Genomic DNA, 26511 nt, shown 5'->3' with positions numbered 1-26511 from the left:
GCACGCTTAAAACGCTATCGAAGCCATCAAAAAACAGTTGGCGAAATAGTAAAAGATAAGACTGAAAGAAGATGTATTATGAAACTGAAATATTATTTGATCAGCGTTATTATAGCCTTTGGGCTATCGAGTAACGCATTTGCACAAACCACTTTTTATTCGGACCGAATGGACTTTGAAGCCGCTGTTACGGGGCTGGTATTGAACACGTTTGATACTGTTGTCGATAATGGAGACACAATCGATTTTGGTACGGGAACATTTTCAACGGCCCTTGCCCGGACCTTTGACGAGGATGCGGGAATTGATGTGAACTTCGGGGATGGGATATCTATCGGAAACAGTGGAATTCAGGGTGATAACACTTTCGTATTCGAATTTGATAGTCCTGTACATGCTGTTGGCCTTGATATTTTTGATTTGGGCACGCAAGCGCGATCAACCTTTACGGTTACAACCTCAAATGGCGATGTGGATTTGATTGCAGAGGACTTTTTCGGCGAGCGCCGTAATAGCCTGTTCTCTGGATTAACGTCTGTGGAAGGGATTACTTCGCTTACTTTTTATAATTCCTATTTCATCGGTGATAGTAATCTTGATGACGTTGTCGGGTTTGATAACCTGCTTCTCGCTCGATCATTTTCGCCAACAGTTCCAGCAGTTCCTGAGCCTGCGACATGGTTAATGATGATTATTGGCTTTGCAGGGGTGGGATTAAGTTTACGCAGGCGCCGTAATATCGAACTCTGCTAACTATTATTCGATTTTGTTCTTCAAACATACTCCCTGAAACTTTGATCGCCCCGACATAGTCGGGGTGTTTTTTTATATAAATCATGGATGAAACGACGGTTGATACAATTGATACATATCTCGACATACCATTGATACATCTGGGTTACATACTTCTGCCATCAGACAAGGAAACATTTGATTGGAAGGAATTCTGTCATGAAACATATTACAAAGATGCTAGTGTTTGCGGGCTTGTTCATAACATTGTCAGTGTCTGCGCATGCAGCAACCACATACACATTTCAATTTGACAACGATTACGATCTGGATGTTGATTTTGTAGGTCTTCAAGCAGCATCAGTACGAGTTATTTTTGACTTCGAGGGCCCCGGTAGATTGAACCCTGAGGACTCGTTCAGTTTAACGGTTGGAACTGCTCCTGGGCTAAATGATTTGTTCTATCTTCCCCAGTTTGGCCCTTCTGGTCTGGATACCAATACTGTCACGTTTCATGATGTTGACGGCTTAGTACCAATATCAGACACCTTTTTTGCTACATTTACTGTTTTGGATGGAGTTATAAATTTACAGCGTATTGATACTTTTTTCCCGCGAGATCTTGGAGGTATCGATGCTTTTGAGACCTTTAAAGGAACGCTAATTCGAAATGTTAGTGCCGTTCCTGAACCGGCCACTTGGCTGATGATGATTATAGGCTTTGCCTTAACGGGGCTTTTGTATCGTCGCCGGATACGACAAAACGCGATCGGGACTGCAAGGAATGGTTAGAACCTGAGGCCTTTTCTCTATCCATAACAAATTTGACAGTGATGGCGTTTAAGATGAAGATAGAAGCTATTGGTAAAGACAATCGTGATTTATTCTTGATGGTTGATGATAAGGTATCTGCAACGTCGAATTTAAAGGGGTTAGATAAGCATTTTTCCCACTCGCACGGTGATGCCTCTAGTGCGTTACTCGAAGATATCTTTGAGGCCATGGAGGATGGGATCGCTCTCTACGATAAGGACCTGAACTTTGTCCTCTGTAATCGTCAATATAATCAGCTCGCGTTTCCGGATGACTTCCGTGCCCTAAGGTCAGGGGAAAGTGCCTTTGGAATAGGGAAAGAGGTGTTTTCCTCTGGATTTTTTGTAGCACCTATTGGCACAAATGCCGAGGGAATGGCGAAATTTATATGTAATTTTATACGGTCCTGTACCTTGGAACTTGAATTGGAACGCGCTGATGGCAGGCACCTGAGTGTGTCGTCGCGCCAAACGTCACTGGGTGGGTATTTATTAAGTTTCCGCGATATTACAGATAGAAAAGAAGTTGAAAAGACTGCCGAGAAGAAACTGGAGACAATCAATGATGCTGTTGGTGCTCTCGAGGAAGGGGTAGCCCTATGGGACGAAGATTTGCGGTTTATTCTGTGTAATCAGCAATATATCGATATGCAGCTACCGCCTGGTGAACAAGGTCCCAGCGTGGGTGAAAGCGCTTATGATTTTGCGCGCAGATTATATGAGTATTTCAAGTCGCCTGAGGGGACCTCCATTCATGAATTTGCAGCCGCGACCGTAAACCAGTTAAAAAATTATAACGAAAATATGGATTTTCACCGCAGAGACGGCGCGGTCTTGCGGGTTTCGATAAAACGAACAGGCCTTGGTGGTTATTTGATTACCCTGCTTGATATTACTGAGGAGCGAAACAGCGAAGCAAAAGCACAGACTATGCTTTTGGATGCCATTCACTCGCTTGATGAAGGTCTATGCCTCTATGACAAAGACATGCGGTTTGTTGCTGCCAATAAGGCTTGGGCAGATATTTATTGGGGCACCAACAGGCCTGAGTTCGGTGATCACGCCAGTCACATTCTGAACAGCCTTATTGACAGGGGTTTTTATTCATGGCCCGAGGGGGTGACACGCCCTGAATTCATTGCTTCAGTTCTGAATGCGATAATGTCTTATACAAAGGGATTGAAACTGGAAACTGCCGATGGGCGTTATCTTGTGGGATCGTCCCATGCGACGGAGTTAGGCGGATATTTGTTATCATGCCGAAACGTTACAAAGCAGATTGAAACTGAAAAAGAGCTTGAAAGACAGCAAGCGATATCACATCAAAATGAGAAATTGTCTGCGCTTGGTGAACTTTTGGCTGGTGTTGCCCATGAATTAAACAACCCATTGTCGGTTGTGTTTGGATACGCACAGATGTTGGAAGACAAGGTTGATGATCCTGTCATTAATGAGCGTATCGGCTTGATCCGCCAGTCGTCAGAGCGCGCAGCAAAAATTGTTAAAACTTTCTTGGCAATGGCCCGGCAACGGCCAATTAAAACGGTCGCGTTTTCACTGAATGATGCCATTAATACAGCATTGGAAGTGTCAAGCTATAGCCTTAAAGCGAACGGAACTCAGGTTTATACTAACCTTGATCAAGCCCTTCCGCTTGTCGATGCAGACTTTGATCAAATGGCACAAGTTTTCAGTAACCTTATCGTCAATGCGGGGCATGCCCTGAAAGATCTGGGGGATAGAGGTCAGCTTAGTATTTGTTCGTATTTCGATAAAAAAGCGGACCGCGTTATTGTTGAGATTAAGGATAATGGCCTTGGTATTCCTGAAAAAATACAAACCAGGATTTTCGAACCCTTTTTCACGACCAAGGAAGTTGGTGAAGGAACGGGGGTAGGCTTGGCATTCAGTCACCGGATTATTACCAGTTATGACGGTGAACTGACGCTTATATCAAGGCCGGGCGAGGGGGCTATGTTCAAAGTGATATTACCTGCGTCAGAGGAATATATATGTTCGGCAACTGTATCGGAAGAAATGGACGAGGGGCCAAAACAAAAGACGGTATTGATTGTTGATGACGAGGAGGGCGTTGCGCAATTGATTTACGACCTTTTATCCGAACAGGGCTTCCAGCCGATGCAAAGCACTAGCCCGCAATCGGCGCTGAATATCCTCGAAAGCCAGACCTTTGATCTTATATTAAGTGATTTTAAAATGCCGGGTATGGACGGCGAAGATTTTTATCAGGCCTTAAAGGTAATCGCACCTGAGTGTGTAGACAGAATTGGATTTATCACCGGTGATGCGATGAGTGAAAAAGTCATGAAGTTTTTTGAAATGTCAGGTCGCCCTCATATTGAAAAGCCGATTTTGAATGAAGAACTCATGGAACTTGTTTCGCTATTATCACCTAATGATGAGGTGCATTGATGCAGGTATCCGCAGATCATATCATTGTTTGTGATGACGAAGCCCCAATCCGTAAAATGTTGAAAGATCATCTTGGGGAATGTGGTTACAAGGTGGATGAAGCAGAAAATGCATCCGTTCTTAATTCGCTTCTGGGTGCCAGTGAACCTAGCCTCATTATTCTGGATGTTCGAATGCCCGGCGTTGATGGCTTAGAGACTTTGCGGGAGATACGAAAAGGATCAAATGTTCCAGTTATGATGTTGACGGCAGCTGGCGAAATTGTTGACAAAGTATTGGGCTTGGAACTTGGGGCTGATGACTATCTGGTTAAGCCCGTGGACCTTCGGGAATTACAGGCACGGGTGAAAGCGGCAATTCGCCGGGGTAAAGTGCCACAAGGTGATAGTCACCAGGGCAGTAAAAATGAGGGCGACATAGATTTTGGCGGTTGTCGCCTAGATACGGGAACAGCGAAACTATATGATCGGCAAGGCGAGCCAATTCCGATCACTGCAATGGAATACAGGCTGCTTTGTGTTTTTGCTGAGAATAGGGGGCGAGTATTAAGCCGAGATCAGCTGTTGGAGCAAGCGCATGATAGAGGTTGGGAGCCTTTTGACCGATCAATAGATTTGCGTATTTCAAGGCTTCGTCGCAAGATTGAAACTGATCCATCAAAGCCCTCGGTAATAAGAACAGTTCATGGCCTTGGGTATGTCTATGGCTAATGATTTTTGTTCAGTCATAAGGCATAGGTTAGCCAACCCTGAATGAACGAAAACCGCTTAGAAACTTGGATGAAATTTTTGAGTTTACTTTTGTTTGACTACTCTTGCCGCGCTAATCCTATAAAACACGCCGCCTGAAAAATCCTCAAGTAATTGAAAATATCCTTCAATCAAAACAGGTTCATAAGAGAACTCTATCGGAATATCTGCCATGATTTCAACGTAGCCGCCGGGGCCGCCAGCCAGGTGAAAAGGACATGAATGGGGAAAGGCCTGTAGGATGAAATGACTTTGTTTGTCACCCGCTTCAAGGGGCAACATATAGCCGTTTAGTTTAACCGTTGTTTTATCAAGAACCTTCACATGAGCTGGGAAGGTTGGAATGGCTTGGATAAAATCATCAACAACTTCTTCGCGGGTTTCGACATCAATCAATATATTCCAATCGATTGCTCCGGGCGGTGGTGGTGCGGGGAGCCAGATTTGCGTTTCCCCATCATCAAGAAGGTCGAGGCCACGTTCTTGCTTAAAGAATTGGGCGTGCGATGTGATAGATAATCCAAGCACACAAATCGTCGTAATGATGAAACTCTGAACAATATTCATTTTAACGACCTCTCTGAAGTAGGATGATTGGGTCCAATCTGTAGTTTTTAATCGCGGGCCACGCCGAGGCGATTATGCCTATCAGTAATGTTGCCCAGAACAGATAATATTCGGAACTGGAAAATAATCCACCATCAATTCCGATTGTCTGCAAGGGGGCAGAAATTTGTGATGCGAAAAATAGCAGGCTATGGGCAAATGCTACTCCTGTAATACCGCTTAAAGCGGCGATTATACTGCCTTCGATTATCTGTTGAAGCATGATTATAATTGGCCGGGCGCCCATCGACCGTAGTAACGCAATATCATACGCCTTCTGGGCTGCAGTGTTGCTCATGGTAACGAAAATACCAAGTCCGCCGATCAAGACCAATAAGAAACCTAGAATTTGTGTACTGTTCACGAGGCCATCTGAAAGACGAAACAGTCTGGTAATTTCGATAGCGGGAACTGCGGCTTGTATGCCTTTGAGGCTGTTGATGGTTGGGGGAAGCCTTACGGCCGCGATAGGGGTTCTATATTGAATTAAAAGGGCTGTGATTTCCAAATCATCCGGGTCGATAGTTCTGAGATTTGTTAGCTCTCCATCACGGTTTTGATGTGTGTCATGCTCTTCGTGTTCATCTTGGTGTTCATCGTGTGCATCTTGATCTTCGTGAATATCGTCAGCTTCGTGGTGCCCTTCATTATCATCATGATGCTCGTGATCCGGCAGGGTGCCATGTGCGCGCCATACACTGTCTACGGAGGTGACGATTAGGCGATCAATGACACTATTGGTTTGCTCCAAAATTCCAACAACCTCAAAGGGGGCATGCGCGTGCTGATTTATGTCACCGTCAGATATGTTGAGGCCGTGGGCAGTCACAAACTGCTGCCCTATACCCAAACCCAATTCTTTTTGAAGGCGGGATCCAATGATCACCTCCTGTGCACTTTCCCAAACGCGTCCGTCAGTCAGTTTAGCGCCATACAGGGTAATGAAGTCTGGTGTAGTGCCGACAACCCTAAAGCCACGAAAACTATCACCGAGGGCGAGCGGTGTAGCGCTTTTGATCATTGGGTGTTTCATGATCGGCTGTGCATCAGCAAGGGGAATATTGCCTGTGGGAACATCAACATGAAACAGCGCAGATAAAATAAGCTGAAGTGGGCTACCCTTGGACCCTACGATTAAGTCAATGCCTGCAGTGTCTTTCTCCAGTCGTTCTTCAACGATGGCTGAAAACTGCAATAAAAGCGATATCAATGCGACTGCAACAGAAAGCGTTATGATGGTGAGCAAGCTTGATAATGGTCGGCTGATCAGATTTGCCCAGGTAAGCTTAAATGCAATCCACATTATTGGCCCCCATCGGCATGGTGCTTGAGTTTCAAATGTTCTGAAAAATAAGGCATTATTCGCTTATCGTGTGTTGCAACCAATAATGTTGATCCAGCATGTGATGATAAATCCGTTAGGATATCCATAACCTGTTCGCTATTGCGGTCATCAAGCGCGGAGGTCGGTTCGTCAGCAATTAAAATAGCAGGCCTTGTTGCCGCAGCGCGGGCAATTGCAGCACGCTGTATTTCGCCCCGGCTGAAGGCAACAGGCTTGTCCTTGCGCCTTGAATATAGGCCCAATTTTTCGAGCAGGTGCATTGACCACTCATTGTCGATGCCTTTCTGCGACAGTTGCTGCGCTAGTCTTAGATTATCTTCCAGGTTCAAACTTGATATTAAATGATGGTCCTGAAACACAATCCCGAATAACGTTGCTATATGTTTTTCAATTTGTTCATGAGGTAGCTTGTGGTCATTGCCTTCAGCATGAATGAAAACATCGCCACTTGTCGGCTTTAAAAGGCCCGTAATGATCGAAAGGAAAGTGGTTTTGCCGCTTCCTGAAGGACCAAGCAGCAATTGGTTTTGACCTTTAATCATTGACCATTGATCGATTGACAGGACTTCCTTCTGCCCGAATGCATGGCGAAGGCTGACGATATCAATCAAGGGTGTTTTGGTGGTCATAATATCAAAACTCAAAAATGGACATGGTTGTTATCCCATGTCCATAACATGATTTTGCATGAAACAGAACTGCGTTTCCCGTTAAGCTTGTTCTGATACGGATGCCCAAGGGCCTTTGATTGCAAGTGTTTTTGCAGGACTGTAGAGGTTAACAAATAATATCGAACCATCCGGTGAAAAACATGCCCCCGCGGGTTCCGTATCGACGCGGATACGGGCAAAGTCATAGATCGCGCCGCTGTTGGTTACACCGCGAATATGATTTTCAGGTAGGAAACTATATTGGTCCTCGCACACAAATAGATGTCCATTGCTTGCGATCGTTAAATTATCACCGAAGTTAAAGTGTGTTGGGTCAGTTGATTCCAGAAACAGTTGAATTTTTCCTGTGCTCGCGCCTTTATTCTCAAGCCCTTGATCTCGTGAAGGTTTGTAGCGCATGATCTGTCCCAGGCCCGCTTCACCGCCGGAAGTACAGCAAAAATAGAGTTCATCATCACCCCAGTGAATACCTTCGCCGCGAGCAAAGATAACGGCACCTTTGGCATGACCTCTATTACGAAGGTCGTCCTCAGGACTGTGGGTATCCTCTAGGTCGATCCAAATCGCATCCTGCCAATCACCAGTTTTCCAGACAAGCGTATCACTGTTACGGCTATCAGAGGGTATTGAAGTGTCTTTGAACCCAAGCGCCTGCAAACGTCCACCTTCGTTCAACTTGCCGTAAGTATCAGGTATGAAACGATAAAACAGGCTGTCATCCCGGTCTTCCGTCATGTAAACGATACCGGTTTCGGGGTCTACTGCGGTGGCTTCATGGTTGAAACGCCCCAAGTCCTTCAAGGGGACCGGGTCTATCAGTGTTTCTGAACTGGCTGGAACTTCAAACACCCAGCCGTGGTCTTTGGTGACACCGTCGCCCGCTTTTGTAACATCTTCCTCGCAGGTTAGCCAGCTACCCCAAGGAGTAACGCCGCCAGCACAGTTACGAATTGTGCCCGAAAGGCTTAGGAACTGCCGTGTTACTTTATTTTGTTCGAGGTCATAAATGAGTGTACTGGTGCCACCAGGTAAAGCCAGGTCATCATCTTCAATGAAATCAAATGCTTTCGTAATTTTGCTCACTGTTTCGGTTTGTGGGCCTTCTTCATATTTATTGACTCTAAGTTCGTGGTTCCTGATCAGGGCTACAGAAGTATCCGATAATGGTATACAGCCCATACCGTCGGCTGCGTCTGGTACTTTTAGCCCGTCATCCATGGTTTCGCCGAAAGCGGAAATGATTTCATAAGAAAACCCTTTTGGTAGATCGAGCAGCCCGTCAGGATCAGGGATTAGGTCGCCGTAGCCCTTAACTATTTGTGACATGTTCTGTTCACGGGCATTGGTGCATTTCGCTAATCCACTAAAGGCAAAAGCAGCTGCAAGAAGGGTGAAATGACGTCGATTTATATCCATAGTGATCGCCTCGGCATTGGGTGTGCTATTGGTTCCAATAATCGCAAAAAGTATTTATCCTAGTGTATCCTAAAAAAACTCTCCCAGACAACTCCATAAAGTGATGGGTGGGAATATCATTTTTGGAATGTCTGAGAGTGGGAGAAGTAAAACTACTCAAGAATGTGATTTGGATCTTGGGTATAATGCTCGTTTTGACCGAGCTTATTGTCGAGAACCTCAGGGAATTTTGCAAAGAAGGCTCTCTGTTTATAATTTGCGACGACTGTAACCATAGAAATCATGACCACCAGTCCTCATCCGCAGGATTTAGAACAAGAACTAGTCGTTTTTTGCCAGTACCACTAATCGGTGGTGATCTGTGAATGGCAGGGTTGTCGGTGGATTGACGTCCTTTTAGAATTCCAACGTCACCAGCGCTCATTTCATTGATCATTTCTGGTTCGATTTCACCTGGTTGGCTTTTTGCACTTATATCCAACCATTGAGTGCCGGGGCCGATATAGGTAGTGATCAATCGAACTTTGACAAAATCGCTGTGAAATTTCCTGCATGCATCATCGTCGATGATTTCTAGACGCAACTGCATCTCAGGCGTATCGGTATGTGGTCGAAATAAATCATAAAGTTGAAGGATATCATCGATAAGGTCCGATGTCGGCTTAGATAAACTATAACCTGCTTGCAGTATAGCCAAGCGTAGCCTGGACTCGATCGTGTTTGGGCCCACAAGTAATCGAAAGCTTTTTGGTTCCATATCGAGGAGGTTCGATGCTGTTACCGGCGGTGGCCTTTGCCAAATACACAAATTGCAGTTCGCGCTTTGGATATCGCCAAAGACGCTCGCGTGATCCGACGCTACTGCGCTTGTCTCTAAAATCATGGGTTTGACTTTGCCATTAATTAATTTTGTATATGGTATACCATAACATTTTTAGAAAGAAAGTGTTTATCTGATAAAGCTCTGTTTTTCATATTGGCCACGGTGATTGCCTTTAGTTTTCATGGCTTTAAATTGTCTGGGAGGTGCCTCTCAGGCTTTGTTGGACTACGTAACGACGAGGTGGGATAGTTGAATTTCTAATGATAGGGAATCGATCTCGGGCCAGACCGTTTAGGGGTGTCATTGGAAATTTATAAATCGATCAGTTTTCTTATATTTACTTGTGTTGACGGAATTTTGATCATGTAAACCTTTTTCAAAAAATGGACCTTAGGGTGTTGAATTTATTGAATAAAATTTAATTTCAGCGATGTGTAACAGATTACCTGATCAAAAAAGTTCGTGTCATACTAAATTGTCCACCTATAACGTCTGAAATACAAAAATAGAAAAAGCATATTCAATCCTACGCAATAGTATTGTCTAATAAAATGGAGCCCCAGTTGGCTGACAGCAGACAAAAAACAGTCCATTCAAGATTTACTTCGGGGTCTATCTTTAACCATATTGTGGTCATGAGTGTGACCGGCGGTATCGGCTTGCTGGCGCTATTTTTTGTCGATTTGGCTGATATGTATTTCCTGAGTTTGTTGGGTGAAACAGAGCTGGCTGCGGCAATCGGGTACGCGGGAACTATTCTATTCTTTACAGCGTCTATTTCTATCGGACTTTCGATTGCAACGGGTGTTGTAACAGCAAAAGCTGTGGGCGAAGGCAAAGATCGTAGAACAAGGCAAGTCGTTATGACAGCCCTGTTTTTTAGCGCGATTATTGCGATCGCAACATCGATTGTTATCTTTCCGCTCACTCCGATGATCCTTGAAATGCTCGGTGCAGCCGGGCGCACACATTCGCTTGCTATGGATTATCTACAAATCCTGTTGCCGACACTTGGCTTTCTTGGCCTTGGCATGAGTACAGGAGGGGTCTTGCGCGCCGTCGGTGACGCAAAGGGCGCTATGATGGTAACCTTGATTGGTAGCGCAGTTAACTTGGTGCTTGATCCTATTTTTATTTTCGGTCTCGATCTGCATATTCAGGGCGCGGCACTAGCCTCTGTTTCTGCACGCATTACGCTTGCAGGCGTTGGGCTATATCTGATTTTTAGGAAACATGATCTCGGTATTCGGATCAATTTCAGGATTTTTAAACGGAACCTGTCTCCGATGCTTAAGGTTGCGATGCCTGCCATATTCACGAATATCGCTACGCCGATTGGGAACGCTTATGTAATTACTGAAATTTCAATGTTCGGCGATGCCGCAATCGCGGGTAATACCATTGTCGCCAGAATAACCCCTGTGGCATTTGCTTTGTTCTTCTCGCTCTCAGGTTCAATTGGTCCCATCATTGGTCAGAATTTAGGCGCAAAAGAGTATGATCGGGTAAAAGAGAGTATCTACGCTTCATTAAAGTTTATTATCGGCTATACCGTCATTCTATGGCCGATTTTTTATCTCAGTCAGGATATGATTATTGCTCTGTTCGGTGCGAGTGAAGACGCTGGCGCGATGATAAGAGTATTTTGTAATTGGGTTGTGCCGTTGACCATGTTTCTTGGTATCCTGTTCCTCTCGAATGCTGCGTTTAACAACCTTGGTCACCCCCTTAGAGCAACCTTCTTTAATGTGGGGAAAGCAACGATCGGAACCATTCCCTTTGCATACTATGGGTCAAAATTGTACGGGGCAGAAGGTGTGTTGATCGGACAAGCCATTGGGGCAGCAATCTTTGGATTTGTCGGCGTTATTTTTTGCCTATATACGATCGACAAGGTGGTTGCAGCAAGGCGCAACAATGATCAGCGCAAAGCACAAATGGAAACGGCTGATAACGACCAGCCGCAGTTGATGCCATATTCCTCAGCACGTACATTCAATTATTCGTCGAAAGACATTATTGAACAGTCCGAATAATGCCAAAACGAAATACACCTACCCTTGTATGAGAGTAGGTGCGGAAATTATTGATTTTCTTATCAGGACTTAGAGGCCAATGAATGGCTGCATCATGCGGCCAATGAAACTGTGCAGTTTGATTGGGGCTTCAGTTACCACAAGGCAAATGCAGTCTTCCCCTTCATCGATGATAGGTTGATGTTCAACCATTTCATTATCGGCGAGCTCTAGGTCACCAACAGTGAAATGCTTATCACCAACGCGGTAACCTCCTTGCAGGATTAAAGTCATTTCGTTCCCTGAGTGATCATGCTTAGGGATTTCTGTACCACCGCGAGCCTTAAGCAGCCAAAGACGTTCATCATTCGGGCCTGTCCAGAGGCGAACTTGCGACATTCCTGGCCCCATTATACGCCATTTTAGGTCACTTAAATCACCATCAAGGTAATTTGCTAAAGGTAAGGGCAGGTTACTATCAAATTTGTCAGTAACGTCCACCGGAGTGTCAGCAGGCAATGCGTCAATCCGTGCGAACACGTTATCCAGGGCATCCTGGTTTATGTCAGATGGCTCGAATTCATCCATCATGCTACCGCCGATGTCTTCCGCATCCTTGATCTTGCTTTTAAGCTCTGGGTGATATTCGGCATGGCTGGCTACCAAAAGTGCATGCGCTTCGCTTAGTGCACCTGCGGCATAGGACAAAAGCCATTCATCTGGAATGAGACCATGTGGTTTCATTCTTTTTCTCCTAACTCTTTACGTAGTGCCTGAAACGCCATTCTTATTCTGGATTTCACGGTTCCAAGCGGTAGCGAAAGATGTGCTGAAATTTCCGAATGTGACATTTCTTCATAAAATGAAAGTTTAATCACTTTCTGCTGGTCTGGGTTTAGCTTTGTAAGGGCAGAACCGACAATGGAAGCCGTTTGCATAGCTTCTACTGGTCTGTCTGTTTCCTCCGGTGCTACCATATCTGGCAGATGGTCATCAGCGTTGACTTCCGGGTATTTCTGTTTTCGGGTTAAATCAATAAATTTGTTTCTGGATATCCTGAATATCCAAGTGGAAAGTTTTGCTTTTTTCGGGTCAAATTGCTCTGCTTTAACCCAAACGGTAACCAAAACATCCTGTGCTAAATCTTCTGCCTTATGGTCATCCAAACCCAATTTTAGCAGGTATGATTTTACACGGGGTGCAAAGTGCGCGAATAACTGCTTGAAGGCTGCACGATCTCGCTCTTTGGCGATCCTGAGGACAAGGTCCTCATGAGTGACAGAGTCAGTTTTTAAATTTAATGCCACTATCGATCCCTTGCGGTTGTGCATACCGCAATGTTTCACATTAGGCTTGGCTGGTGTCAAGCTTTGAACTGTATCCAAACGAGAGGATAGTGACTGGCTTTTAATTTTAACGCTTACTGTTTGCATAAAGTCTTTACGGAATAGTGGATGAAATAGATCAAGGTCTTGAAAAATTTAACTATTCAAGACTAATGATCTGGCCACCGTGGGCATGCGTACGAATTGTGTGCATTCATAATTTTTGCGAATGTTGACAGGTCACTGACGTTGAACATTATTGCTACGGATATAATCGACGAGTGAGAATTCTGACTTCAGGAAGTGTCGCTTTAACGAAGGAATTGGGTCCTAACTATGAACACCGAACGCCGCAAGCCTAGCTTGGTTCATCTCTTCTTTTACGGGTTGCCTTCCATAGCTTTATCCTTTCCTTTGATCCCGTTTGCGGTGTTTCTTCCTGAATATTATGCAGAAGACTTGGGGCTTGGATTTTTGAGTGTTGGTATAGCCTTGTTCATTTCGCGTCTGTTTGATGTCGTAAGTGACCCAGTCGCGGGTTTTGTAAGCGATAAATTTTCATTATTTGGTAGTCACCGGAAAATCTGGATGTTTTTAGGTGGGCTTGTGGCCGGGTTCGCACTCTATCAATTAGCAACGGCAAGTGCGGGCGTGAGTGTAGAATATCTGGGGCTATGGTCAGCTATTCTATACATTGGCTGGACTTTTGTGATGGTTCCCTATCTAGCATTAGGGGCTGATATTGCAGATGGGTATGATGCCAAAACCGCGTTTGTTTCTGTTAGGGAAGTATTCTCTCTTATTGGCATGTTGACGGCGTTATCGCTTCCCTTGATCATCGAAGGCCCGATACTTCAGTCTATTCCTTACTATATTCTGCCCTTTGGTTTTGTAAGCTTGCTTTGCCTTATTGTTTTTGTTCCGGAAGCGGCACAAACTGATTTGAAGGCAAATGAAAATGCGATCCAGTTTAGTGTATTTAAGGATGTCATTAACCAGCCTTTGATGAAGAAAATACTGAGTATTTGGTTTTTAACATCAACAGCAAGTGCAATCCCTTCAGTACTGTTCCCTGTTTATGTCTCGAGTGTGCTGGAAGGGACTGAAAATGAGCAAAACCTCTCGATATTCATATATTTTGCTGCTGCGGTGGCGGGAATGCCTTTCTGGAACTTAATTGCAAAAGGCAGCTTCAAGCATCAGATCATGGCGGTTAGTATTACTATCGTTTGCCTTGGCTTCCCGGTGGCGGCATTTCTGCCGAGTGGTGCCGTTTATGCATTCTATATTGTGTGCATTATAACAGGCTTTGCGCTGGCGGCGGAATTGGTGTTGGCGCCGTCAATCCTTGCCGACTTGACCCATCTGTCGCGTATCCAAACAGGATATGATCGAACCGGTATTCATTTTGCCTGCTGGGGTGTTGTCAGTAAGCTTGCGTTAGCGTTTGCAGTTTTGTTTGCCTTTGGGTTTCTTGAACTGGCAGAAATTATTTTTGAGAATTCAGCGTATGCGTTTGCTGTTGCGATCTTATATGCAGGGTTGCCCGTTATATTTAAAATACCAACAATTTTGTTATTGAAGCGCTTCCCTTTCACGGACGCTGAGCGTGATCTAATCAACGAAAATTAGCGTAAACTGTATAGAGAACCAGCGATACAGCGACAAGTGATAACGCTTAAATCAGCTTTGAACGATTAATGGTCTTTATATTGTGGTGCGATAATGACAGTCCAAGATTTCAAATCAATCAGCCCTACACTTACGCTTGAAGATTATTTTCAAGGCAAGACGAGAGCCTATGGATTGTTCGAGGACCGCTTTGGCAAGGTTAGAAACCAGTTTACTGTTCAAATTGAAGGCACTTGGGACGGGGAAACATTAGTATTAGACGAAGATTTCTTATACTCCGACGGTGAAACAGAATGCAGACGGTGGGAGTTAAAGAAGCAGGGCAATAGTGGTTATATTGGATATACAGATAGCGTTGTTGGTGCGGCTAAAGGCGAGGTTGTCGCCAATAGTTTTAACTGGCGATACACGTTCAATTTAAAGGTTGGCGATAATTTTTGGAAAGTTAAATTTGATGACTGGATGTTCCTTCAGCCGGATGGAGTTTTACTGAACAAAGCAACAGTCACCAGGTGGGGAGTGAAACTGGGAACTGTGTTCATTTCCTTCGCGAAAGATATCCCGGATTTAGCGAAGAACCCCTGAGGATTGAACGCGTTATCATCAATCATTTGTTGATCTTAAATTCTAATTGGCAGGTTAGCTACCCACTATTTTACGCGTAATCGCCATATGAATGAATGTAGGCAGCCGCCTCAAGAGTTTCATAAGAAAAGCAAAGGTCGCGGGAAAAGTAATCTCAAATTTCTTGCTTTCCAGCCCTTTGATCATGGCTCTAACCGCATCATCAACTGGCATAAGGAACGGCATTGGAAACTCGTTTAAATCGGTTAAAGGGGTTTTTACAAACCCAGGGTTAACCATGCGTAAGTCAACGTTTTGAGATTTGAGTTCCTCCCTTATGCTTTCACAAAAGTTGATCAGTGCTGCCTTTGATGCCCCGTATCCACTGGCCTTTGGAAGACCGCGATAGCCCGCGACCGAGGACACGATCGCTATCTGGCCTGACCTGCGCTCGAGGAACGATGGCAGGATAATATCCATGCAGTTTAGGACGCCCATATAATTGATCTCAATCAGGCTTCTATGATCGGCTAACGAAAATTCTAGTGCTGATGTGGGCTTGTGTGTGCCCGCATTGAGTATGACAAGATCAGGTGTGCCGCTTTGCGCTTGTATTGATTGATAGGCACGCTTTAGTGCATCAAGGTCACAGACGTCCGCTGTAACAGGATGAAACGTACCTTTGGCAGACTTAGATCTTTCCCGCACGTCGTTCAATTTGTCCGCAGAGCGTGCACTACCATAAACAATATTACCGCGGCGGGTATATTCTAGCGCGAGTGCTTCACCGATACCAGAGCTTGCCCCGGTTATCCATATCACGCGCTGGCGCGTCATAATATCGCTTGAGCATTATCCGCTAGCTGTGGTGCGGTTACGATTGGTGTGTTTTCGCAGTCTAGGCAACGAAATTCAATTCTTCCACCTTTGGGGTGTTCAAATTCCATACCCAGCCAATCGCCTTTTGCGTTGTAGAATGTATCAATATTTAATTTACCGCGGACCAGATAACGTTTTTCGTCATTGCTATCCGGGTTGATTTCAACGGGCATGATATCGCCTGTAACAGTGTTGAGGAGCGCATCATAGTTTACAACGGTTTTGGTCCAGTGATTGGTTGTCATAAACTCGTCTTCAATAAAGATTTCATCTTCATCCGTGTTTACCTGAAAGCCGCCATCGATACGTTTAATCAATGTCGTCAGTTTTTTGCCGTTGTCGTTAACCGCAGTTTCAACGCCCATAAGTTCGCCGTTCTGCCACGTTTCCTCTGAGACATATTTATATTTGAAGGCCGTGATGAAGAGAACTTTGACCTTCATATTCGTTTCAGCGAGGACTTTTAGGGTATCGCCTTGATCATAAAAGCGAATGATGTGCGTGCCGATTTTCTTGCCTTTGCGCAATACTTCGTAGCTGTTTGTGGCAATGGCTGGGCCGTATTCAATTTCGGCCTCAGAGGGCTCTTTTCCCTCTAATGTTGCAGTTAAAAGCGAAAAACTCGATACAAGCAATAACAGCGGTACTATACGAAACGACATGAGGTTAAGCTCCTGTTTCCCTGTTTACGTTCGCTACTGTCGGACAGATTTACCTGTTTCTTTATTAATCAAAACTGAATTTTCCATATATTTACAGAAGTTTTCACTGTTGGAAATAGAAAATTATTCTTTGATGTGACGCTATCCGTGAAAAATAAATTTTGGCTAGGGTTTCAGGGTAACTGTTTATCGCCTCTGGAAAACTATTTGACGCGTCTGACATTGACAGTCAAAACTATTGTTGAATAGGGTGCGGTATAGCTGGTGGGGGCTGCATACTTATATTATTTCAGATCAGAGGGGTTTCTTTAATGTTTGGGCAAAAACGATCATCATCATTATCAGCGATTATCGCGGTGGCACTTGCTGCAACGATTGGTACTGTTGCACCAGCGGGGGCACAGGATAGTCATCTTTACAAAGGGTTGGAGGCGCGAACAATTGGTCCTGCTACAATGTCAGGCCGTGTTGCAGCGATCGATGTTGTCGCAAATGATCCAAACCACATCTACGTTGCCTCTGCATCGGGGGGCGTGTGGCACTCAATAAACGCGGGTGCAACATGGGAACCACTTTTTGACGATCAGCCTGTGGCATCAATTGGCGCCCTCGCGATCAACCAAAGCAATCCAGACATTATTTGGGTTGGTTCCGGTGAAGGAAATGTTCGTAACTCGGTTTCCGTTGGTGACGGCGTTTATAAATCCATGGACGGCGGTAAAACATGGAAAAATATGGGACTGCCTGACAGTGAGCATATTAACCGAATTGCACTTGATCCCACCAACCCTGATGTCGCTTATGTAGCAGCAATGGGGCATTTATGGTCTGATGGCGGCGAGCGCGGTGTCTATAAAACCACGGATGGTGGGGCGACCTGGAAATTGGTTCTTGCCGGTGAAAACGCGCAAACTGGCGCAACCGACATTAAAATGGATCCCGAAAACCCGAATAATCTATTTGCCAGTATGTGGCAGTTTCGCAGGTACCCGGATTATTTTGAATCTGGAGGACCGGGATCAGGCCTTCATGTCAGTCATGACGGCGGTGAAACATGGCGAGAACTTACTGAAGAAGATGGCTTGCCGAAGGGTGATCTGGGTCGAAGTGTTTTTACAATCGCCCCAAGCGATACAAACACGGTTTACGCTCTGGTTGAAGCAAAGAAAAGTGCGATCATTCGCTCAGACGATGGTGGACGTACCTGGCGTCAGGTTAATAACGACAGGGGAATTGCAAACCGACCATTCTACTATATGGAATTGCTCGTTGACCCGAATGACAAAGAAACAGTTTATAATATCGCAACGACACTAAATGTTTCGAACAATGGCGCGAAAAACTTTGAAAATATCTCAAGCGTAAATTGTTGTGGTAACCCACGCGGTCTTCACATTGATTTGCATAGTTTATGGATCAACCCGGCAAATTCCAATCATATGATTTTGGGGAATGATGGCGGCCTTGGTATCACATATGATAAGGGCGAAACCTGGCGCTTTGTTGCGAACCTGCCGCTCGCTCAGTTCTACCAAATTAATGTGGACAATGATCTACCGTATAATATCTATGGCGGCCTTCAGGATAATGGCTCTTTCCGCGGTCCATCAGAAGTTTGGGAAAACGGCGGCATTCGCAATTTCCATTGGCAGGAAATTGGTTTTGGTGATGGCTTTGACGCGGCACCGGACCCTGATGACAGTAAAAAAGGCTATAGTATGAGCCAGGGTGGATCGCTCAATCGCTGGAACCTTCACACCGGTGAAAGACGCTATATCAGGCCAAGCCCACCAACCCCTGATACAGAACTTCGTTTCAATTGGAACTCCGGCTTTGCGCAAGACCCATTTGATAATTCAACAATTTATTACGGATCGCAGTTCCTTCATAAGTCAACGGATAAAGGAAACAGTTGGGAAACGATTTCGGGTGATTTGACAACAAACAATCCAGAACTCCAGCGCTTTAAAAAATCAGGCGGTATTACGGCTGATGTTACTGCCGCTGAGAACTGGCAAACCATAACAGCGATTGCACCCAGCAAACTGCAAGAAGGCGTTATCTGGGTTGGTACGGATGATGGCCGTGTTCATGTAACTCAAGACGGTGGTAAAACATGGGAAGCCATTGCAGACAGCAAACGTGGTTCCGTGAAAGGGTCATGGGTACCACATATTGAACCAAGTCCACATGATGCATCCGTTGCCTATGTTGTTTTTGATGATCATCGCCGCGGCAATAAAGACCCACATGTTTACAAGGTTGAACGTTTTGGTAAGCGTTGGAAGGATATCGCGACCGATGATGTAAAAGGGTATGCGCTTTCTATCCAGCAAGACCATGTTGACCCTAACCTTTTGTTCCTTGGAACAGAGTTTGGCCTGTTCGTGTCTCATAACGATGGGAAGAAATGGACGAAATGGACCGCTGGTGTGCCGACGGTATCTGTTATGGATATGGCTATTCAAGAGCGTGAAAATGACCTTGTTCTTGGAACGCATGGCCGTGCAATTTTTGTCATTGATGATTATTCTGGCCTTAGAAACCTTAGCGAGGATGATTTCAACGCTCCTCTAAAGCTTCTGTCGACAACTGATGGTATCACGTATGACCCTGAGCAAACGCCGGGCACACGGTTTGTTGCAAGCACGGCCTTCATTGGTGATAATCAGCCACGAGGCGCGATGATTACGTTCATGGCCTCTGGTGATGATCTTCCGCATCCAGATGCAGAAACTGAAAAAGAGCGTCAAATTGCAAAACGTGCAGAAGCTGCGAACAGGAAGCCTAATAAAGATAAGGATGATAAGGACAAAAAAGATAAGAAAGCGAAAAAGCCAGCTAAGGTAAAGGCTGAAATCTTTGATGCATCCGGAAAGCTTGTTCGTACATTCACGCGCCCTGTCCATAAAGGTATTAACCGTATCGTATGGGGTATGGAAGAAGATGGTAGTAAACATAGCCTCCGGGACCGTCAAGCTGACGCTGATTTGCCTGGCGGTTTAACGGCCTTGCCGGGTGATTATACAGTGAAGCTTACGCTTGGTGAAAGCACGGCTGAGGGTAGTCTGAAAGTTATGGATGACCCACGTGTCAGTTATTCAATGGCAGACCGTCAGGAACGCAGAACTTATATGCTTGAAATGCGTGACCTTAGTGATACTGCGATTAAGGCTGTTAAGCGCCTTCGTGCCACCACTAAAGATGTTGCAACAATCAAGGCAATTGCCGAAGCCGCAATGAAAAAGGCAGAAGGCGAAGACGCCAAGAAAGGGCTTAAAGATCTTGTGAAACAGGCGGGCGATGTGACCAAAGCGATTAAAAAGCTTGAGGACCGTATCGTACCGCAGACACGGGAAGAGGGCATTCATTATAACGCAGATAAGGTTATGGCGATTATCGGTGACGCGACCTTCCATGCCGGTAGCTATGCAGGGAAACCTGGCCCAGCTTCTATGGTATATCGCACAAAAGCTGAGAACGCGTTGAAGGTTATCCGCGCTGATATTGACGCCTTTTATGCAGGTGATCTTAAGGCGTTCCGTGATGCCTATGCTGCAAGCGGACTTAGTCTGTTAAGCGAATAAACTGAGGGAAAAATGGTAAAATAACCCACCTTTTAGGGTGGGTTATTTTTTACCTGAAATTCAAGCCTATAACTGTTGGCTTAGGCTTGAAGGCATATGTAAATATGAAGGATAAACGATGACAATTGGTGTTGGTGGATCGGATATAAAAACCGAGCTCTCGAAGCTTAAGGATATGACAGCGGGTGTAAATCCAATAACAGACGCAGAATATAAAGCGCGCTTGGAAAAAGCATGTGGTCTTATGGTCGATAATGATATCGAAGCAATATACCTGAATGCTGGATCAAGTCTTACCTATTTCACTGGCACGAGTTGGCATGCAAGCGAACGTATGGTCGGGGCAATCCTAACAAAAGAGGGTATTCTTGAGTATATTGCTCCATACTTTGAGATCAGTACGCTTGAGAGTTTCATGGTTGTCAAGGGGCCTGTGAATGGATGGCAGGAAGATGAAAGTCCTTATGATTTATTTGCCAATACATTGAAACGCCTTGGTGTAGTGTCTGGCAAAGTTGGTGTTGATGAAAGTGCCTCTTTCTTCTTATTTGATGGCATGCGCAAATCAGCAAATACCTATGATTATGTAGATGCCAAGCCCGTGACAGCTGGGTGCCGCATGTGTAAATCCGATGGTGAAATTGCCTTGATGCAGCGCGCGAAGGACATGACCCTAGAGGTTCATAAATCAGCGGCAAAAATACTCAAAGCAGGCATGTCTACAACCGAGGTTACTGCCTTTATCAATGAAGCACATAAAGCTGTTGGAGCAGCCGGTTCAAGTTTTTGTATCGTTTTGTTCGGGGAAGCAACAGCATACCCGCACGGTGTGAAAGACCCGCAGATATTAAAAGACGGTGATATGGTCTTAATTGATATGGGGTGTAAGCTTCATGGCTATAACAGTGATATCACACGCACTTATGTGTTTGGAACCCCAACTGAGCGCCAGCGCAAGGTTTGGAACGATGAAAAAACAGCGCAGTTAGCGGCGTTTGACGCAGCAAAAATTGGTGTGCGCTGCGGTGATGCGGATATTGCCGCACGCAGTTATTTAGAGAGGGAAGGGTATGGCCCTGATTATGCCGTGCCTGGACTTCCGCACCGCACAGGGCATGGTATTGGCCTTGATATTCATGAATGGCCATATTTGGTTCGCAGCGACGATACACCGCTTGCAACAGGCATGTGTTTTTCCAACGAGCCGATGATCTGTATTTACGGCGAATTTGGTGTGCGTTTGGAAGATCATTTTTACATGACCGACAACGGGCCTAAATGGTTCACTGAGCCCAGCTATTCAATCGATGACCCCTTTGGATACGAGGCATAAATTGGAACAGTTAAATCTGACAGTGACCGATATGCACACCGCTGGTGAGCCTGTTCGTATCGTAACCGGTGGATATCCTGAACTACAGGGAAACACTATTTTAGAAAAACGTCGTGACGCTGAACAAAATCACGATCATATCAGGCGTTTGTTGATGCTGGAACCTCGTGGGCACAAGGATATGTACGGTGTTATCCCTGTTGAGCCTAGCCATCCTGATGCCGACCTTGCTGTTCTCTTCATGCATTGCTCTGGTTATAGCACAATGTGTGGACACGCGACGATCGCCATTGGTCGGTGGGCATTAGATGAAGGATTGGTTGAGGTCACTGAACCAGAAACCAGGTTTGTACTCGAATGCCCATGCGGTCTTGTTTATGTCACAACTCAGGTTGAAAATGGTGTCATAGGGCAAACCAGTTTTGAAAGCGTACGTGGCTACGCGCATAGCCTTGATCAAAAGATCGAATTGGATGGGTTGGGTAACGTAACGTACGATATTTCGTATGGTGGTGCCTATTATGCATTTATAGCAGCCCAAGAGCTTGGGCTTGATCTGGATAAAAGTGACCTGTCCGAGGTTCGCGCGCGCGCCACCTTGCTTACCGACACTATTCGTACACAGGTCAAAATTGAAAGTCCTGACGCTTCGGACCTTGGGTTTTTATACGGTACGATTGTTACGGAAAACGACGGCGTGAAACCGAGCGAATGCAATAATCATTTATGCTTTTTTGCAGAAGCACAATTAGACCGTAGCCCAACGGGTAGCGGTGTAACCGCTAGGCTTGCGCTTGCTCACGCCAAAGGACAGGTGGGTTTAAAGGAGAAGGTCAGTTTCTCTGGTGTCTCTGGCGTCGCTTTTGATGGTGAAATTATTAGAAGTGCCGAGGAAAATGGAACCAGTGGCGTAATTACTGAAATTTGTGGACGTGGATATTACGCGGGTAAAAGTACCTATCATGTTGAAAATGATGATCCGCTGTATGATGGCTTTCTTGAGCCCACTAAGCCCAGTCAGAACTGGACTTAGTGTATTGGGTTTGTTTGATCACCATGAGTGTCAGTGATTAGGTTATTATTCTGGTACCACCGCGATAACCCGAACAGGCGCGCCCGAACCCTTGGCAATTTTCATCGGTAGGGCAATAATCGTTGCGCCGGTTTCTGGCAGTTTATCCAGTCCGGTTAGGTTTTCCAGATCAGGGATGTTTTTTTCGGCAACGATCTGATGCACGATAAAATCCTGACTTGGTCCATAGTCAATTGAGGCTGTATCAATCCCGATCATTGCAGCACCGCGATCATTCACAAGAAAGCGCGTTGCCTCGGCACCAAAGCTTGGAAAATGTAGATCAGTTGTTTTACCAGGTGTATCATCACCCAGGTAGGATTTAGCATCAGGCCAGAAACGATCCCATTTTGTTCGCAGTAAAATCGCTGCACCAGATGGGATCGTACCGTGTTTTTCTTCAAACGTTTTTATGTCTGATAATTGCAAACGGTAATCGTGGTTTTTGTTGGCCTTCTCGGAAATATCAATTACGATTGCAGGAAGAACCAGTTTCTCTGTCGAGATTTTTTCAACTGTATCGCCGTCCTTGTGAAAATGGATCGGCGCATCCAGATGTGTACCGCCGTGTTCAGGCGTTGCAAAAGTGTAAGCTGAGTAAAAATAACCAGCGTCGGTTGGGCCGTATGCGAGTGTTTTATGGTCAAATTTGGAAGGCGAATTTGGCCAATAGAGAGTATTTTCATCATATGTATGACTTAAATCGACAATCTTTGATTTTCCAAGGTCAATGACCTGTGCCTCACTTTGAAATGACATAGCTGCAAACAGTGTAGCAGCGACCGAAATTTTAGTATGTGCTTTCATATCCAGCCTCCCAGTTTTCCCTTTTCATGGATGTTACCGTATCAGTATATTTTTGGGTCAATAAATATAATCATTTTACCGTGAAGGCGCTTGTGGCATAGAACGGTACAAAGAGAACATGATGACAGGATAAGTTTATGGCTAAAAAGCCACAGCCTAATAAAGCTAAGCGATCTAACCCTAAGGCCAGACAGAATAAAAGTGCTTCTGGCAAGCAGGCCCATAGCAACCATAGCCAAGGGCGTCGCCCATCGTCGGAGCCTGCACATGTTGAAACACGGGTAATCAAGCCACTTGGCAAGGATAGTATTTTCCTGCATGGCCGCCATCCTGTGGAAGCAGCGCTGAAAAATAGTAAGCGCGAGTGCTTGAGGTTGCTGGGTACAAAAAAGGCGTTGATGGGCGTAAAGCGGGAACTATTAAAACCTTCGCTTAAAATAGAAGAAGTCAGCAGTGATGACCTTAATGGTTTGGTTTCCAGTGATAGTCCGCATCAAGGTATCGTGCTTGAAGTCAGACCCTTGGCCGGTTTTGATTTACTCGATTTGGAACCGCTTGCGGATAGGAAAAATATTATTCTGATGTTGGATCAGGTAACAGACCCGCATAATGTTGGTGCCTGTATACGTTCTGCGGCCGCGCTTGGTGCTCGTGCTATTATAACGCAGGACCGATATAGCCCGATTGAAGGTGGTGTTTTAGCACGCGCCGCTGCGGGCGGCCTTGAAACGCTTCCGTGGGTGCAAGTTGCAAACTTGGCGCAGGCCCTCGATACGTTAAAGAATATGGGGTACTGGCATGTGGGGCTAGACGGGGGTACTAATCAGTCGATCCGTGATATTTCTATGGGAGATAATATCGTTCTTGTTATGGGATCAGAAGGCAAGGGGATGCGACCGCTTATTCGAAAAAGCTGTGACCTTATTGCGAAAATTCCGATGACAGGGCTGGTTGAAAGCCTGAATGTCTCCAACGCAGCTGCGATTGCGCTTTATGAAATGTTGGGGACGCCCAAAGAATAAAAGAGTTGGGCAAATAGGAACCTTACAAATAAAAGGCAGGCAAATAAGTGCTCAATAAATAATAATCGGGCAAATAAAAAAGGCAGGTTACCCTGCCTTTTTTTTGTTTAGCGCTTGTTTAGCGTTTCTTTTTTTCTGCGTGCCGTATCAAATGTACTGGCATTTCGGTTTTTGCATTATTTCGCGTCAGCTTGGAAAGAAGTGATAGTTTCTGTGTCATCTGTTCTCTCCTACATCGCCCGTTTGCGGATTTCGATTGCTCCGAAAAGGAAGGCTGCAGCGATGATAATACCTACCCAGAAATTTCCACTTGTGAGGCTATGGCCAACTATTGTGCCCAAGAAGTCCCATCCAACAGTAAACAAGTCTTCAACATCGTTTACGTTATAGTGGCGAATGCCTTCTACGCTGCCGAGCCAGCCACCAAGACGCGTGCCAATCCATTCAGCAAAGTTTGTGCCTTCAAACATAATACCTTCAAGTGCCATAATGAACGCTGGTGGTGCGAAGGCAAAGATAAAGGGAACCTTCGGAGCATATGCTGATACTAGCATGAACCATGCAAGTAATGGGGCAGCCCACAAAATCATTGTGAAGAAGGTTAGTATAAAGACAATGCATCCTTGGATAAGGTTCCAAATTGGCCATAATTCAACAAGTGGCCCACCTAGGAAAAGCGATACAATGCTTAAGATGAAAGCAAAGATCAACGTTCCAACAAAGAAGATAGCCAAGTAAATTACAGGTGCGATGAATACTGGCATGATGAACTTTGCTAGAACTTCCTCAGTGTCAGACACTGGCATGGATTTCCAGAATAAAACTGATTTATCCTTACGTTCGCTATAAAGCTGATCAAGCAATGTAAACACAATCACGAAAGGAAGCGGTACCCATACAAGTGATGCAAAGCCACTCAGGATAAATGTTGCTCCTGCACTTATTTCTTCAGGAGTGTGTTCATTAATCCGTCGCAAGAATTCCTGTAGGTCGATATTATCAGAATTGATAACAAAGACATTCCCGCTGTCAGTAAGGCCAAGTATTGGAAGTAGGGAAAAGAATACTGCAATACCAAGAGCAACCAATGGCGCCCAGAAGTACCCACCTTTTCCTTCCAAATAATCGCGTTTAATGAGGGCTATATAATTATTGTTCATTACCCTTCTCCTGTCATTGTCGCTACAAAGATATCAGCAAGGCCAAGTCTTCTTGTCTCGCCAAGTGCGTTCAATTCCTCGCGTGAAACGCCTTTGTAGATGCATGTTGTGCGGCCAAAGTTGGCACCTTTTCTGATTGGACCCAAGGCCTGAGCTTTTTCTTCATTGCCTGGTGCTACCATTAGTTCAATGAAGTTCTGTGTCAGGTCTTCCATCTCTTCTTCAAGAACGATTTTACCGCCTTTGATGAAGATGACGTCCGATAAGATATGCTCAACTTCCTCGACCTGATGGGTCGTGATGATGATTGTGCGTTCTTCATCGAAATATTCTTCGAGTAGGCTTTGGTAAAATTGTTTGCGGAAGATGATATCAAGGCCAAGTGTTGGCTCGTCCAAAACTAATAGTTTGGCGTCAATTGCCATAACCACGGCCAAATGAACTTGAACGGTCATTCCTTTTGAAAGCGCTTTTACCTTGCGGTTCAATGGAACGCTCGTGCGGTTCAGAAAGTCCATCGCTTTTTCGCGGTTAAAGCGTGGGTGTATGCTTTCAACATAATCGATAACGTCAGCAACTTTCATCCATTTTGGAAGCGTTGCAACATCTGCGATAAAGCAAACATCCTGCATCAGTTTGTTGCGTTCTGTCATTGGGTTGTGGCCGTTAACGCTAAGTTCACCCTCGTAAGAGCTAAGGCCAAGAACAGCATTCAGCATTGTGGTTTTGCCGGCACCATTTTCACCGATAACACCAACGATACGGCCAATTGGCATTTTGAAGCTTACGTTGTCTAGCGCTTTAAAATCACCAAATGTTTTAGAGAGGTTTTGTGCTTCAATCACATATTCGCTCATGATCCCCTC

At 45.2% G+C, this 26511-nt stretch carries 24 protein-coding genes; 11 read left to right on the top strand and 13 right to left on the bottom strand.

All coding sequences use genetic code 11. The features are described 5' to 3' along the window. Positions 1-78: 78 nt before the first annotated feature. From KFF44_RS11195 to KFF44_RS11180, 4 genes are all read left to right on the top strand, one after another. A complete protein-coding gene (locus tag KFF44_RS11195; protein ID WP_255934341.1) occupies positions 79-753 on the top strand; it encodes a PEPxxWA-CTERM sorting domain-containing protein in 675 nt (224 codons plus the stop codon). A gap of 198 nt (positions 754-951) precedes the next feature. Next, on the top strand, positions 952-1524 hold the full coding sequence (locus tag KFF44_RS11190; protein WP_255934340.1) for a PEPxxWA-CTERM sorting domain-containing protein: 573 nt from the start codon (positions 952-954) through the stop codon (positions 1522-1524). A gap of 53 nt (positions 1525-1577) precedes the next feature. Next, a complete protein-coding gene (locus tag KFF44_RS11185; protein WP_255934339.1) occupies positions 1578-3977 on the top strand; it encodes a PAS-domain containing protein in 2400 nt (799 codons plus the stop codon). Further along, entirely contained in the window at positions 3977-4687 is a 711-nt protein-coding gene (locus KFF44_RS11180; RefSeq protein ID WP_255934338.1) for a response regulator, read from the top strand. The genes KFF44_RS11185 and KFF44_RS11180 overlap by 1 nt, the downstream gene beginning before the upstream one ends. Before the next feature lie 84 nt (positions 4688-4771). On the opposite strand, the gene KFF44_RS11175 is transcribed toward KFF44_RS11180, so the two are convergent. From KFF44_RS11175 to KFF44_RS11150, 6 genes are all read right to left on the bottom strand, one after another. After that, entirely contained in the window at positions 4772-5293 is a 522-nt protein-coding gene (locus tag KFF44_RS11175) for a DUF3299 domain-containing protein (protein WP_255934337.1), read from the bottom strand. 1 nt (position 5294) lies between these two features. Further along, entirely contained in the window at positions 5295-6635 is a 1341-nt protein-coding gene (locus tag KFF44_RS11170; protein WP_255934336.1) for an ABC transporter permease, read from the bottom strand. Continuing rightward, a complete protein-coding gene (locus KFF44_RS11165; RefSeq protein WP_255934335.1) occupies positions 6635-7306 on the bottom strand; it encodes an ATP-binding cassette domain-containing protein in 672 nt (223 codons plus the stop codon). The genes KFF44_RS11170 and KFF44_RS11165 overlap by 1 nt, the downstream gene beginning before the upstream one ends. Before the next feature lie 81 nt (positions 7307-7387). Further along, positions 7388-8764, bottom strand: a complete 1377-nt coding sequence (locus KFF44_RS11160; protein WP_255934334.1) for an alkaline phosphatase PhoX — start codon at positions 8762-8764, stop codon at positions 7388-7390. Positions 8765-8916: 152 nt separating this feature from the next. After that, positions 8917-9048, bottom strand: a complete 132-nt coding sequence (locus KFF44_RS11155) for a hypothetical protein (RefSeq protein ID WP_255934332.1) — start codon at positions 9046-9048, stop codon at positions 8917-8919. Beyond that, entirely contained in the window at positions 9045-9647 is a 603-nt protein-coding gene (locus tag KFF44_RS11150; protein ID WP_255934330.1) for a DUF1826 domain-containing protein, read from the bottom strand. The genes KFF44_RS11155 and KFF44_RS11150 overlap by 4 nt, the downstream gene beginning before the upstream one ends. Before the next feature lie 503 nt (positions 9648-10150). Here KFF44_RS11150 and KFF44_RS11145 point away from each other — a divergent pair. Then, complete coding sequence (locus tag KFF44_RS11145) at positions 10151-11623, top strand: MATE family efflux transporter (protein WP_255934329.1); 1473 nt, start codon at positions 10151-10153, stop codon at positions 11621-11623. 69 nt (positions 11624-11692) lie between these two features. Here the strand turns inward: KFF44_RS11145 and KFF44_RS11140 are convergent, their stop codons facing one another. Together KFF44_RS11140 and KFF44_RS11135 are read right to left on the bottom strand one after the other, a co-directional pair. Further along, on the bottom strand, positions 11693-12346 hold the full coding sequence (locus KFF44_RS11140) for a ChrR family anti-sigma-E factor (RefSeq protein WP_255934327.1): 654 nt from the start codon (positions 12344-12346) through the stop codon (positions 11693-11695). Next, the gene (locus tag KFF44_RS11135) at positions 12343-12909 is read right to left on the bottom strand and encodes a sigma-70 family RNA polymerase sigma factor (protein ID WP_255934326.1); all 567 of its coding nucleotides are present in this window, start codon (positions 12907-12909) and stop codon (positions 12343-12345) included. The genes KFF44_RS11140 and KFF44_RS11135 overlap by 4 nt, the downstream gene beginning before the upstream one ends. A gap of 354 nt (positions 12910-13263) precedes the next feature. On the opposite strand from KFF44_RS11135, the gene KFF44_RS11130 reads away from it, so the two are divergent. Beyond that, positions 13264-14559 carry an MFS transporter gene (locus KFF44_RS11130; protein WP_255934325.1) on the top strand — a complete coding sequence of 432 codons (1296 nt, stop codon included), beginning with the start codon at positions 13264-13266 and terminating at the stop codon, positions 14557-14559. Positions 14560-14652: 93 nt separating this feature from the next. After that, positions 14653-15144 carry a DUF3833 domain-containing protein gene (locus KFF44_RS11125; protein WP_255934324.1) on the top strand — a complete coding sequence of 164 codons (492 nt, stop codon included), beginning with the start codon at positions 14653-14655 and terminating at the stop codon, positions 15142-15144. 54 nt (positions 15145-15198) lie between these two features. Here KFF44_RS11125 and KFF44_RS11120 read toward each other — a convergent pair whose 3' ends face one another. Both KFF44_RS11120 and KFF44_RS11115 read right to left on the bottom strand, forming a co-directional pair. Further along, complete coding sequence (locus KFF44_RS11120; protein ID WP_255934323.1) at positions 15199-15960, bottom strand: SDR family oxidoreductase; 762 nt, start codon at positions 15958-15960, stop codon at positions 15199-15201. Next, positions 15957-16664, bottom strand: coding sequence for a DUF6134 family protein (locus tag KFF44_RS11115; RefSeq protein WP_255934322.1), 708 nt, complete (start codon positions 16662-16664; stop codon positions 15957-15959). The genes KFF44_RS11120 and KFF44_RS11115 overlap by 4 nt, the downstream gene beginning before the upstream one ends. Positions 16665-16975: 311 nt before the next feature. Here KFF44_RS11115 and KFF44_RS11110 point away from each other — a divergent pair, with 311 nt between their 5' ends. From KFF44_RS11110 to KFF44_RS11100, 3 genes are all read left to right on the top strand, one after another. Then, positions 16976-20251, top strand: coding sequence for a hypothetical protein (locus KFF44_RS11110; RefSeq protein ID WP_255934320.1), 3276 nt, complete (start codon positions 16976-16978; stop codon positions 20249-20251). 118 nt (positions 20252-20369) lie between these two features. Then, complete coding sequence (locus tag KFF44_RS11105) at positions 20370-21584, top strand: Xaa-Pro peptidase family protein (RefSeq protein WP_255934318.1); 1215 nt, start codon at positions 20370-20372, stop codon at positions 21582-21584. Position 21585: 1 nt separating this feature from the next. Beyond that, on the top strand, positions 21586-22617 hold the full coding sequence (locus KFF44_RS11100) for a proline racemase family protein (RefSeq protein WP_255934316.1): 1032 nt from the start codon (positions 21586-21588) through the stop codon (positions 22615-22617). Positions 22618-22662: 45 nt separating this feature from the next. Here KFF44_RS11100 and KFF44_RS11095 read toward each other — a convergent pair whose 3' ends face one another. After that, on the bottom strand, positions 22663-23463 hold the full coding sequence (locus KFF44_RS11095) for a cyclase family protein (RefSeq protein WP_255934314.1): 801 nt from the start codon (positions 23461-23463) through the stop codon (positions 22663-22665). Between the two features lie 137 nt (positions 23464-23600). On the opposite strand from KFF44_RS11095, the gene rlmB reads away from it, so the two are divergent. Further along, positions 23601-24485, top strand: a complete 885-nt coding sequence (rlmB, locus tag KFF44_RS11090) for a 23S rRNA (guanosine(2251)-2'-O)-methyltransferase RlmB (RefSeq protein WP_255934313.1) — start codon at positions 23601-23603, stop codon at positions 24483-24485. A 230-nt stretch (positions 24486-24715) separates the two neighbouring features. Here rlmB and KFF44_RS11085 read toward each other — a convergent pair whose 3' ends face one another. Beyond that, positions 24716-25645, bottom strand: a complete 930-nt coding sequence (locus KFF44_RS11085) for a hypothetical protein (protein ID WP_255934312.1) — start codon at positions 25643-25645, stop codon at positions 24716-24718. Then, positions 25645-26502 carry an ABC transporter ATP-binding protein gene (locus KFF44_RS11080; protein ID WP_255934311.1) on the bottom strand — a complete coding sequence of 286 codons (858 nt, stop codon included), beginning with the start codon at positions 26500-26502 and terminating at the stop codon, positions 25645-25647. The genes KFF44_RS11085 and KFF44_RS11080 overlap by 1 nt, the downstream gene beginning before the upstream one ends. Positions 26503-26511: the final 9 nt, after the last annotated feature.

The sequence above is a fragment of the Kordiimonas sp. SCSIO 12610 genome, assembly GCF_024398015.1.
In the GTDB taxonomy this organism is placed as follows: domain Bacteria; phylum Pseudomonadota; class Alphaproteobacteria; order Sphingomonadales; family Kordiimonadaceae; genus CANLMI01.
Note: the sequence above shows the minus strand (reverse complement) of the source record. Positions and strands in the feature narration are given on the sequence as shown.